This is a genomic window from Acidovorax sp. Root217, from assembly GCF_001428645.1.
GTDB lineage: Bacteria > Pseudomonadota > Gammaproteobacteria > Burkholderiales > Burkholderiaceae_C > Acidovorax.
The window spans coordinates 146,574-158,761 of sequence record NZ_LMIH01000018.1; the positions used below are offsets into that span (position 1 = coordinate 146,574).

6 protein-coding genes and 1 pseudogene are annotated in these 12,188 nt (G+C 62.8%); 3 read left to right on the top strand and 4 right to left on the bottom strand.

From position 1 onward, the window contains the following. The first annotated feature begins 115 nt into the window (after positions 1-115). Both ASE31_RS19130 and ASE31_RS19135 read left to right on the top strand, forming a co-directional pair. Positions 116-5,398, top strand: coding sequence for a hypothetical protein (locus ASE31_RS19130; protein WP_157412564.1), 5,283 nt, complete (start codon positions 116-118; stop codon positions 5,396-5,398). Positions 5,399-6,171: 773 nt separating this feature from the next. Then, positions 6,172-6,648: a hypothetical protein gene (locus tag ASE31_RS19135; RefSeq protein ID WP_057203413.1), complete on the top strand. Its 477-nt coding sequence runs from the start codon at positions 6,172-6,174 to the stop codon at positions 6,646-6,648. Here the strand turns inward: ASE31_RS19135 and ASE31_RS19140 are convergent. The 4 genes and pseudogenes from ASE31_RS19140 to ASE31_RS19155 form a co-directional block, all read right to left on the bottom strand. Beyond that, on the bottom strand, positions 6,642-6,863 hold the full coding sequence (locus ASE31_RS19140; protein WP_057203414.1) for a hypothetical protein: 222 nt from the start codon (positions 6,861-6,863) through the stop codon (positions 6,642-6,644). The genes ASE31_RS19135 and ASE31_RS19140 overlap by 7 nt on opposite strands. After that, positions 6,850-8,486, bottom strand: a pseudogene (locus ASE31_RS19145) (IS66 family transposase). The gene ASE31_RS19140 and the pseudogene ASE31_RS19145 overlap by 14 nt, the downstream one beginning before the upstream one ends. Positions 8,487-8,588: 102 nt before the next feature. Next, positions 8,589-8,927, bottom strand: a complete 339-nt coding sequence (gene tnpB / locus ASE31_RS19150) for an IS66 family insertion sequence element accessory protein TnpB (RefSeq protein ID WP_055392902.1) — start codon at positions 8,925-8,927, stop codon at positions 8,589-8,591. Beyond that, entirely contained in the window at positions 8,924-9,268 is a 345-nt protein-coding gene (locus ASE31_RS19155) for a transposase (protein ID WP_082437202.1), read from the bottom strand. The genes tnpB and ASE31_RS19155 overlap by 4 nt, the downstream gene beginning before the upstream one ends. Positions 9,269-9,400: 132 nt before the next feature. Between ASE31_RS19155 and ASE31_RS31130 the strand changes: the two genes are divergently transcribed. After that, a partial coding sequence (locus tag ASE31_RS31130; RefSeq protein WP_304439137.1) for a JAB domain-containing protein occupies positions 9,401-12,188 on the top strand: 2,788 nt, incomplete at its 3' end.

Consider the following 12,188-nt stretch of genomic DNA (forward strand, 5'->3'; position numbering starts at 1 on the left):
CGGACGCACGCTGCACCAGCAGGGCGTGCATACGGGCGGCACAGGCTTCTCGCTGACCCGGGGGCGCCGGGTCGCCGAGGGCGAACCTGGGTCGAGCGCCCCAAGCGCCGTGAGCATGCACACGCAGCGCGACGGCACGCTGATGGTCAAGGGCGACCCCGTACAGCTGCAGGAGCACCTGCGCCAAGGCGGCGTGGAGCGCGTGCTGCGGCGCGAGGGCGGCGTGGTTGTCGGGCTCGACCAAGTGGGCAAGGCGCGGCAGTTGCTGCAGCAGCCGCCGCCACGCACCTCGGCCTCGGCGGACCACTCTCTGCCCTCCCCCCTGTCGGGCCAGCAGTTCAGCCGCAACGCATCAGCAAGCAAAGCCGAAGATGGACCTTCGCCTGCCAGCCGCTACAGCACCCGTTCAACGCTCCCCAAGGCGGAGCTTTCGCTTGAACGCATCGACCAGGTGATCCAGGAGACTCTTGCGGGGGTTGCTGGTGCGCCACCAGTCAAGGCCGTGGGCAGCCCCGGAGATATCGAACTCGTCGTGCCTGCGGAAGTAATGGCATCGGGCATTACCCTCGGGAGTGGGGATATCAATGTGTTCCAGTCGGGCGTGGGCTCGGACCTGGACGTGCGGCTGGTCGTTTTCCATGAACTGCTCCATCGGGGTGTGCGCTTTCTGGTGCCACGCGCGCAGTACGTGCAGACCATGGTGGACCTGGCGGCAAGCGACACGCGGGTTCAGCAGTATGCCAATGAGTGGAAGCGCACTGGCATCGTGCCGCAACAGCGTGAGCAACTGGCGCGCCTTGGATACACAGGCAGTGAACTGCAAGGGCAGTTGGAGGCGATGGCCATTGAGGAAGGCTTGGCACGGATATCCGAGGAGCTGAATGTCGATTTGAGCATGGGAACGCGCTGGAAGCCATCGCGCATCCGAGCACTGGCGCAATGGTTGGCCACCGTGGCTGACAAGGCAGGCATGGCCAAGCTGGCGCGGGCCATAAGAGCCATGACCTACAACGAGGCCGAGCGCTTTGTGATGCGGGCAATCGAGCATGCGGGGCGCAAGGATGGCGATGCCCAAGGCAACAGCCAAGCCCGGTTCAACACCACATCCGCACACCAGTCGCAGGGATCGGGTGCAGCCGGTGCAGGTACGTTGCAGTTCTCTCGAACTGCAGCGACCAAAACTGCCTACGAGGCCCGAATCGATGCATTGTTTGCGGGAGCGCCAGCAAACAGAATCGGCGTCACTGTTCTGGACTCGTCTGACATGCTGGGTTTGCTTGGATACGCGGCAACACCACTGTACTTGCAGGAAAGCAAAGTCTTGCAAGGACAGTTCAAGCATCCCCACATGACTGCTGCTGAGTGGATGAAGGTACCGCAATGGCTGGAAAGCCCAGCTGCGGTTTTTGATTCGGATACCGTTGCAGGAAGGCTGGTGGTGGTCGCCCCAGAGACAGTGCAAGGTTCGCATGTACTCATGGTCGTAGAGCCTGACGCGGAAATCGGCTCCGCGGCGCTGCGACTGCATTTACTGGTCAACGCATACGACAAGGACGACGGGCCGCCGCCCTATGGCCGCTGGTTGAGGGACGGACTGGCGCGGTATGTCGACCAAAAAAAGTTCCCGACCATCTTGGCGCAGGCTGGGCTCCGATTGCCCAGTACGGCGGTCCAAAACAAGCCGGGAACGCGACGGATTTTATCGGAAAAGCACTTGGCTGGCTACCGCCGCGCACAAGGCGAAGGCCCTGGCGCGCGTCCAGGCGCCCACACCAGCCAGGGCCTGCCCTCCCAGCCCGCCACCGTGCAGTCCGTAAAGGCTGCCGTGGCCAAGCTCACGAACAGCATGGGCCTGCTGGCAGAGGGTCGTGGCCGCGTGGTGGTGGCCACCTCAGCAGATATCCAGGCTCACTGGGAGCCTCTGGTCGGCGAAGTCGATCTGGGGTCGCCGGTTTCGGGCTTGGCACAAGGTTTCTACGACCCCAACAGCAAGACCGTCTTCCTCATCGCCGATCACATCGAAGCCGGCCAGGAGATGGCCGTGGCCGCGCATGAGCTGGTGCACAAGCATGGCAAGGCGGTGCTGGGAGAACAAGGATGGAAGCAACTGCACGAGGTGATCGGCAGTTGGGCGAACAGGCCCAAAGGGAGCCTGGAGCGCCGGGTCTACGACGAAGCCATGGCACGCGTGCAAGCTTCGCGTCCAGACAGTGCAGAGCCGGGCACCTACAGCAGCGAAGAACTGTTTCCCTACGCCGTGCAGGTGGCGATGGAGCTGGGCGTGCAACCTACGGCGCTCATGCCAGCCAACTCGGTGCAGGGCTGGTTGGCGCGGGTGCGGGCATCGCTGCAGGCCTTGCTGGGCAAGCTGACCGGGAATCCGCAGGCTTTCGATGGGCAGGACCTGGTGGATTTGGCGTTTGGCATTGCGCAGCGGGAACGCTCCACACGCGACGATACTTCTGGTGCCGCAACTGACCTTGTGCATGGAACGGCCCAACGCACTGCCTTGTTGTTCAGCCGAACACGTGTTCCGAAGGTGCGCGAAGCATCAACCTTCAGCGAAGCACGCGAGGCGGTTAAGCAATTTCAGGGCAAAGAGCTAACCAACGAGTCCACTGGCCTCAAGGCAGTGGTATCGCGCAATTCACTCGACAAGATGCTCAGCGGCAAGGCGGTGGCCAAGTCCGAGACACCCGCTACGCATGCCATGGCCGTAGCCAATGCGGACAGCTTGTTTGAGCATGCAATCCTGGGTTGGAGCAAGCAGGACCGAAGTGACGACGTGAACATTCGGGCAGTTCACCGCTTCTTCGCACACATGCAGGTGAATGGACGCTCAAAGCTGGTCAAGCTGACCGTTAAGGAAACGGGGCAAGAAGGACGGGCCAACCCACTGTACACAGTGGAGGCGGTGGAACTCAACGAGCATGTGCCCAGCGCCCAGTGGTTGGAAGCTGCAGCCCGCGAGGACGGGCTGGAATTGAACACAAAAGATCCCCAGCGGGGGGAGTGGGTTGGCGAGATAGCCGATCCACGAAAGACCGACCCTAGAACAACCCTCTATGGGGTGCAGCTCCCGGCTCGCGCCGTGAACCACTCCGCTGGGGACCTGTTCAGTTTAGCCCAGGAGATAGAGCGGCGCAATGCGCGTGGGGACGCTGCCGGTGATGCGACGCCTCGGTTCAGCACACGCAGCAATGACCAGGGCCCAGGCCTATCGCTTGAACAGGTGCAGCAACTTGTGCAGCAGGCTTTGTCGGGCCTCCGGAACCCGCCACCAGTCGATGTCGTGCTGCGGGCCGCTGACCTGGGGATAGTCGCGCCGGAAGGTGCAATGGGTGTATGGACGGGGAATCGGCTTGCCATCGTCGTCGAGAATCATCGGCAGGTCATACAGGTTCGAGAGACGGTTTTTCATGAGCTGTTCCATGCGGGGCTGCGCAACATCTTGCCCCGGCGTGATTATGTGCAGGCCATGCTCGATCTGGCAAAGCGCGACGCCAGAGTGCACCAGTACGCGATGGACTGGAAGAAGGACGCTCCTGAAGCGGCGATGCAGCTACAAGCCCTGCGCGATGCCGGGTTCGCCGGCAGCGAGCTGACAGCGCAGTACGAAGCCCTGGCCATCGAGGAAGGCCTGGCCGTGGTGGCCGAGGAACTGCGCGGGCGCATGCAGGCAGGCTTGCGTCTCGGAGAGCAGGTGCGAGTGCTTGCGGGTTGGCTGGCCAGCGTTGCCGACCGCATGGGCATGAACCGCCTGGCAGATGCCATCCGGGCGATGACCTACAGCGAGGCCGAGCGCTTTGTGATCCGCGCCATCGACCACGCGGGAGCGGCAAGCGGCGAGATGGAGAACTCTGGCCGGGCACGGTTCAGCACCCGCCGCGCACAAGCTCCGCAAGCCGGTGCTGCAACTTTTTTCGCGCAGCCAACCGACTCAGTGCAGATGCAAATCCAGCGCGACGGCACGCTGATGGTCCGAGGCGATCCCAAACAGCTGCAGGAGCGCCTGCGCCAAGGCGGCGTGGACCGCGTGCTGCGGCGCAAAGGCGGCGTGGTCGTCGGGCTTGACCAGGTACACAAGGCGCGGCAGTTGCTGCGGCAGCCGCCAAGCGCCCCAGCCTGGGCAGGCCCCTCCCTGCCCTCCCGCCCCTCCCTGTCGGGCCAGCAGTTCAGCCGCAGCGCACCGCCTTCGCCTGACCGCACCTCGCGGTCCAGAGGCTTGCCCGCCAAGCCCGCCACCGTGCAGTCCGTGCGCGCCGCAGTGGCCAAGCTCACCAACAGCATGGGCCTGCTCGCCGAGGGCCGCGGCCGCATGGTGGTCGCCACCTCAGCAGATATCCAGGCGCACTGGGAGCCTCTGATCGGCGAAGTCGACATGGGCTCGCAAGACACCAGTCTGGCCCAGGGGTTCTATGACCCGAACACCAACACCATCTTCCTGATCGCCGACCACATCGAAGCCGGCCAGGAGATGGCCGTGGCCGCGCACGAGCTGGTGCACAAGCATGGCAAGGCGGTGCTGGGCGAAGCGAGGTGGAGGCACCTGCACGAAGTGATCGGCACCTGGGCGAACAGGCCAGAGGGGAGCCTGGAGCGCCAGGTCTACGACGAGGCCGCAGCGCGCGTGCAGGGTTCGCGGCCGGCCGGAGCGGATGAGACCAGCTACAGCAGCGAAGAACTGTTCCCCTACGCCGTGCAGGTTGCGATGGAGTTGGGCGAGCAGCCTACGGCGCTGATGCCGGCCAACTCGGTGCAGGGTTGGCTGGCGCGGGTGCGGGCATCGCTGCAGACCGTGCTCGGCAAGCTGACCGGGAATCCGCAGGCTTTTGATGGGCAGGACCTGGTGGATTTGGCGTTTGGCATTGCGCAGCGGGAGCGCGCTACGGCAGTCAAAAGGAAAGGAAAATCATTCAAAAAAATATCGAGGCATACAAAAATTGAGACGGTGAGCATGCCCAAACGACCAGGATCACAACTCCTTGCTCGACCTTCCCGGCGCACCTTAATAGAACTCCATAAATTTGGAATGAATGCAAAACAACGCAGAGATTTTCTTCAAGGTGAACAGGTTATTTTCGAAGACCCATCCACTGAAAAATCAGTGATATACGTTTTCAAATTAGATAGAGGAATCTTTAGAGCAGGCATTTGGGATTTGATCAGCGATGAGAGTGGCGCTATAATGAATTTTTCAAACCAATCACGATCACTAGGTCAGAATCTTGGAGTTAGCCATCTGGAACTGTTTGGAGCAGACATTAGGAATACTCGTCTCGCAAAGCTATTGGCTAAGCGTGGTTTTTCAGAAGGGGAGTCCGTCTTCATTAGAGGCTATGGATTCAGCAAGCATGTTCCAACATTGCGCAAAATGGAGCGTTTGAAAAATGAATAATTCCACATCCGAAAAAATGAGGCCTTACATAGAGATGAAAAATTCTGGCGCAAGCAGCCATGAGGTATTCGCGAGACTAAAAGTTGATGGTTGGACAACCTCCGACTGCATGCTGATTGTGGCTGGCATATTTGAGATGGAATTGGGGGATGTCCGAGAAATTTGGCATGACTTCTACAGGCGGCACAAAACAGTAAAAACTTAATCCTTGCAAATCTTGATTTCGCATGGCTGAACGTCGAGCGCCCTCAGCCCCCTGAAGGTTCCTACGAAGCGACCCGCCGGCAACGCAGGGTGATAAGGTGCGCACGGCACCGGCAACTCAAGCTGCCTCATGCCGGTGCCGTCACCGGTCCCTACGTCGTCAGCAACTGGCTACCAAGACGAGTCCGCGCTCAATGTCACCCAATAGTTTGACGTAGGTAGCTACCGCCAGGGAAAGCCGAGACTCTCCCGACACAGACAGCACTAGGCCATCAGGACCTGCCGCTCCATCGGCCACCCCCGCGACGCCCTTGCCGGCATCGACTGACGGCAACCGCAGCGGCACCCAACAAGGCGCCAACGCCTTGCCGCAAGGACAGGTCAACAGCGATGCGAGCCAGGCGGAGAGAGTCCCCCAGGCACCCGGCACCCCAGCTCCGGCCCCAACAGCGTCCACGCTGAATGCCGAAGTGGATGCCAGCGCTGCAGAAGCAGCACCCACAACTACCCAGTACGGCACAGCCCGCCATACCGCAGCGGCACAAGTCCAGCCCCAGTCCCCCGCCCCCATGGACGCCCAGGTCCAGGCCCTCGACTCCGGCATGCTCGTGATCGGCGGCGACCAGGCCACCATCCTCGCGTACCTGCAGGCAGGCGGCGTGCGCGGTGCCGAACCTTTTGCGGGCGTGACGCTGGTGCCCGTGGACCAGGCGGCACTGGCGCAACGGGTGCTCAGCCGCCCACTCGCGGCACCGGCTGGCACGCAGGCGGATCGTGGGTCTCAGCCCGCATCGGCAACGGCCACCTTGCCAGGGACCAGAACTGCCGCACAGCTTGCGCCCGCTACTGCCCGAACGCCAACGGCTGGCGACTTCACAGCGGGCCTCAGCGCGGTGGGCGCCGATGCACCTCGCACAGGTCATGGATCGCAGGCGAATGCTGGAGCGCTTCAGCCCGTGCCAGTCATGGAGATGCAGCGCGATGGCACGCTGATGGTAAGCGGCCAGCCATGCCACCTTGACGGCGATGTCGGCTCCCTTCAGTAGCCGTTGATCTCGTCGACCGCGTCCCCGCCGTCGCAGAACTTACCGATGGCTTTGTCCAGCCTCTTGAGCAACGCGTTCAGCGTCTCACCTTCTCGGCGAACCAGCATGGCCACACTGTTGTGGCCGTCAGCAGCTGTGGCTGCGCATTTGATCGGGTAGATCGCACCAAGGGTGATGTCGCCGCCGTCGTCGATGAGTGCTTCAATGTTCTTCATGCGACGGCATTTTGCCGTCTTCCGCAGGGCTCCAGCGATGCGGCAGCAACTCATCAATCCGGTGGTTCGGGTGCGCTTGCAGCCGCTCCAGCACGTCCTTGAGGTAACCCCAGGGATCGTGCCCATGCAGCTTGGCTGACTGCACGAGGCTCATCACCATGGCGGCCCGCTGACCAGCCAGTTCGCTGCCACAGAAGAGCCACGCTTTGCGCCCCATCGCCCATGGGCGCATCATGCGCTCGACGTGGTTGTTGTCGATACTGACATCACCATCGTGCAGGAAGCGCCCCAGTGCCTCCCAGCGCTTGAGGCTGTAGTCCAGAGCAGCGGCGATGCCCCCACCGTCCGCCACCCGGGTTCTCTCCAGCCGCAGCCACACATGCAACTCGTCCCACAGCGGCTGTGCGTGCAACTGGCGTAGTGCCAACCGATCCGCCGCTGTCATCTCCCGCGCTTGCTGCTCGATTCGGTACAGCGCGGCCATGCGCTGGATGGCCTGTGCAGCTACCGGGCTTGCATGAGCCTTGGCCAGTTCATCGAACTTGCGGCGCGCATGCGCCAGGCACCCAGCCTCTTTGCGTCCTTCTGTGCGCAACACCGCGTCGTACGCCTTGTAGTCGTCGCAGGTGATGGTGCCGCACCAGCCTTGCAGGAACGCCATTGGATACTTTGCACCCCGACCTGCGCAGAAGTCGTAGATCACGCCAGGGGTGCAGTTGTGCTCGCCTCGGGCATACGCCCAGATGTAGGCCTTGGTGGTCTTGCCTGCCCCGGGGTCGAGCATCCTCACCGGTGTTTCATCGGCGTGCAGTACCTGCGCTCCCAGCACGAACGCACGATGCGCGTCATACAGCGGCTGCAGGCTGGCCCCAGCAGCTCCAGACCACGCAGCCAACGTCGAGCGCGGCGTGTGCACGCCAGAGCGGGCATTGATTTGTTCTTGCCGGTAGTACGGCAGATGGTCCACGAAGCGGCTGACCAGTGTGTGCGCGAGCAGCCCCGATGTCGGCATGCCCTTGTCGATGATCTGAGGCCCGACGGGCTCTTGCACCAGTAGCTGGCAGCACTTGCAGGCCCACTTGCCGCGCACGTGGCGCTGCACGAAGAATTCGGCTGGAACGATATCCAGCCGCTCGCTCACGTCTTCGCCAATACGCACCATTGCCCGACCGCACCCCGGCGATGGGCATGTGGTGTTCTCGGGTTCGTGGCGGTGCTCGACGCGGCGCAGGTGCTCTGGCAGCGGTTGGCGACGCGGCTGGCGCCTGCCGCAGGCGAGGTGCTCGGCTCGGATGTGCCCTGCAAGGCCAGCAGTTGGGCCTGCAGGCTGGCCTCATCCTCGGCCGCTGTCTCTTCGAACATCTGCCGCTGCCCGGCGTTCATGCGTTCGGTCTTGGCTCCGAACTTCCAGGCCTTCAGACGCGCCAGCTCGTGCGTGATGCGCTCCAGCTTGGTGTCCTTGAACTTGATCTCCTGGGCGTGCTCGGCTGCCTGCTTGTCGCGTGCCTGCAGCAGAGTGTTCATCGCCGCGATCCGGGCCAGCATCTCTGTGGCCAACTCGACCATGGCGCTCTGGCTCAGAACTTGGAGGTCCTGGGCTTTGAGCGCATTCACATCGAGCATGCGCCATTGTCCGAAGCTTGGCGATGGATGTCATCGGGGCATTCTCGAATTGCCCCGGGCGCGATCCTCACCGGCGCGCACGGGGCTATCCGTCACACACCATCACACGCGCGTGATGGTCTGCATGTGCGCGAGCCGCTGCCACGGCAGGCCCACGATCAGGGCTTCGAACTGGGCCTGCGTGAGTGCGGGTTGCTGCAGCGGCGCCCCATCGCTGGGCCAAGCGAAGCGTCCCTGGTTGAGCCGGCGCGTTGCGCACCATACGCCAAAGCCGTCATGCACCACCAGCTTCATCCGCGTGCCGCGCGCATTGGCAAAGAGGTAGCCGTGGTGGGCCTGCGCGGCGCCGAAGACTTGCACCACGCGGGCGATCAGGCGGTCGGCGCCGGCACGCATGTCCACGGGGTCCACTGCGAGCCACATGGCATCAATGCGCATCATCGAAGCAACTCGCGCACCCAGGCCGCGCACTCGCTGGCGGCATCGATGGGCCATGCCATGGAGATCGAGGTGTTGCCGCGACGCAGTTCAATGCGGATGTCAGCCGCAGCAGCCTTGGCGGGTAGCTGCATCGGCACGAAGGCTGCAGGTGTGTTTGCCCCCTGGCGCTTGGGCGCCGGCGGCGCATCTGGAACGACGCTACCGGGGCGCATCTCGGCGGCTTGCACCCAGCGGCGCAGAAGGTTCGCGTTGATCCCATTGGCCATCGCCACCGCAGCCATCGAGATGCCTGGCTGCATGCATGACGCCACTGCGTTCGCTTTGAATTCGTCACTGTGCATGCGTCGGCGCCGACGACCTTCGCCGCTTTGTTCAGGAGTAGTGTTCACGTGTCCACCTAGAGTTGAGGTGGACACGAGGCTCCTACGAGTACGCCATTGTTTCAAGATGCCATGGCTGGCCGCTTACCGCTGATGGTCAAAGGCGACCCTGCACAGTTGCAGGAGCGCCTGCGCCAAGGCGGGGTAGACCGCGTGCTGCGGCGTAAGGGCGGCGTACTCGTCGGGCTCGACCAAGTAGACAAGGCACGGCAGTTGCTGGGTGCACCCCAACCCCACCCTGCGCAGATAAGCGAAGGCGCAGACACTGCAGGATCGCCACCCATCAATGCCCTCCACGCCAGTTCGGTCGCCTTCGAATCGCCCTCAGCCACCTCAGTTGCATCATCAAGTGACGATGCTCAACGCGAATCCAGAATTCAGGAACAGGCGCGCATACTGCAAGGAGCACCTGCGGCTGTGCTCAAAGGCAACGAAGCGCCTCACGGGTATCCGCTCCTGCGCGACTGGGCGGTGAGACTGTTCCAAGGCTTCGGCAACAAAGCCACGAACAGAGAAATTGGTCAGGTGGTGCTGGACGAACGGTCGGTGCGCGACTCAATGGCACACCGCATGAATCCTTACAAGGCGGTGGCGTTCGCCGCAGCAAGACAGGTGGTGGAGCATGGTGCTCTCGTACTGAGCGCACAGCACAGTCGCGACACCACGGGCCACTTCATCAGCGCGCCGGTGAGCATTGCAGGGGTGGAGAACATAGTCACCGTGCTGGTTCGTACAACGCCGAACAGCCAGCGCATGTACCTGCACAGTGCAATCACAAAAGAAAGCCTCCTGAAGTCCGGTAATTCCGGGGCCGACACCGTGGACGGTGTGGAGCGATCCGGCAAGGCAACTTCAGGAGACGTGGCCAGTGTACTTCGCAGGTTGTTGACGGTCAACGTAGAGGTGCCAGTTGCCAGCATCTCCAAGCCTGCACCCCGCAATGCCACATCCAAATTCAGTACGCACAGCGGTAACCACGCACCAGGGCTATCTCTTGAACAGGTGCAGGAGCTTGTGCTGCAGGCCTTGTCGGGGCTCCGCAACCCGCCACCAGTCGACGTCGTGGGGCGGAGCGAAGAGGCTTGGGTCGGGGCGCCGGAGGGTGTAATGGGCGCGGCGCTGCCAGAAGAGGGCCGGATCGTTATCGTCGCTTCGGCTCACCAGAACGCCGACGCGGTGGCCGAGACGCTTTTCCATGAAATGTTCCATTTGGGAGTGCGCAATGTATTGCCGAGCCGCGATTATGTGCAGTCCATGCTGGACTTGGCAAAGCGCGACAGACGGGTGCAGCAATACGCGATTGAATGGAAGGCGAAAGCGCCGGATGCTCCGCATCAACTGCGCGTGTTGCGTGAGAGGGGCTTCACCGGAACTGAGCTGACAGCCCAATACCAGGCCCTTGCCATCGAAGAGGGTTTGGCCGTAGTGGCCGAAGAGCTTCGTGCCCAGAAGCTGGCGGGCACCCGTCTGGGCATGCGCATCCGAACGCTGGCCAACTGGCTGGCCAGCGTGGCGGACCGCATGGGCATGGGGCGGCTGGCCGCTTCGATCCGAGCGATGAGCTACAACGAGGCCGAGCGCTTCGTGATGCGCGCCATCGACCAGGCGGGGACAGTTGGCGCGGAAACTTCGCACACCGGGCAGACACGGTTCAGCACCCGCAGCGCGCAAGATCCATCGGCCGGCCTTCAAACTGATGACAAGAATGATGGCACGCAGATCCACTCCATGCGCATGCAGATGCAGCGCGACGGCACGCTGATGGTCAAAGGAGACCCCGCACAGTTGCAGGAGCGCCTGCGACAAGGCGGCGTGGACCGCGTGCTGCGGCGCAAAGGCGGCGTGGTTGTCGGGCTCGATCAAGTGGGCAAGGCGCGGCAGTTGCTGGGCGGCCTGCAGCCTGCGCAACCTCACAATCCTGCACCAAGCCAAGGCGACTTCGTTGCAGAGAGCTACCGCAGCGGCTACAGTGATGCCAATGGACGCGCTCAAGAACCTACACAGCCTGACGATGGCCGAGGACCAACAACTGGTCGATCCAGTGCTTCCACCGCTGACAGCGTGCGGGGGGCGGGTGATGCCATACCGCCTCGAACCGCCACTCTCGTGGGACTTGGAATCGCCAAGCGAATTGAGCGTACCGGCAGTCAATCTCTCGTCGGGCAGCAAGTAGACAGCCCCGCGCGCCTGGCCGAACTGGCCCAGGTGTATCGCGACCCCCGGTTCGAGACGTTCCGGGTCTTTTTCATGAAGGATGGCCAGGTGGTGCATGCCACTGGCGTCAGCGCGCGGCTGCCGGGCGAGACGCCCATGGTGCCGGCCGGGATGACCCATCCTGAGTACTATCAAGAGTTCCGAGACAACATGCAGCGCACTGGGGCTGATGGTTACTATGTGCTGCACAACCATCCATCTGGCAACCCCACGCCCAGCGGGCCGGACCTGGAACTGACCAAGACCCTCGCCGCGCATGTGCCGGGCCTGCTGGCCCACGTTTTCATCAACAGCAACAAGTACGCCGTGATCGACGCTGCGAACCAGGGCAGTGAACCTGCCAACATGGTGCGCTACCAAGACTTCGGCGAGGACAGGCTGCTCAAGGCCAGCAAGCCCATGGCGGTATTGGGCGAGAGGATCGCAGGATCGGACGACTTGGCCATCGTAGGCAAGTCCATGCAGCGGCCAGGCTGGATCACGCTCATCGGCACCGGCGCAGATGGCAAGGTGCGCGCGATCTCCGAGGCCCCAGCCAGCATCCTCACGCGCAATTATCCCTACCTGGCGGCCACCGTGCGCCGCTTCATGCGCCAGTCAGGGCCGGGCAGCGTTTTCGCGGTAGGCGACGCGGGCGACATAGGGTCCAAGCCTGTGCGCGATGCAC

Coding starts and splice junctions, on each gene's coding strand:
- ASE31_RS19130 (WP_157412564.1), top strand. CDS start 116: ATGCACACGCAGCGCGACGGCACGCTGATGGTCAAGGGCGACCCCGTA.
- ASE31_RS19135 (WP_057203413.1), top strand. CDS start 6,172: ATGGACGCCCAGGTCCAGGCCCTCGACTCCGGCATGCTCGTGATCGGC.
- ASE31_RS19140 (WP_057203414.1), bottom strand. CDS start 6,863: ATGAAGAACATTGAAGCACTCATCGACGACGGCGGCGACATCACCCTT.
- tnpB (WP_055392902.1), bottom strand. CDS start 8,927: ATGATGCGCATTGATGCCATGTGGCTCGCAGTGGACCCCGTGGACATG.
- ASE31_RS19155 (WP_082437202.1), bottom strand. CDS start 9,268: ATGCACAGTGACGAATTCAAAGCGAACGCAGTGGCGTCATGCATGCAG.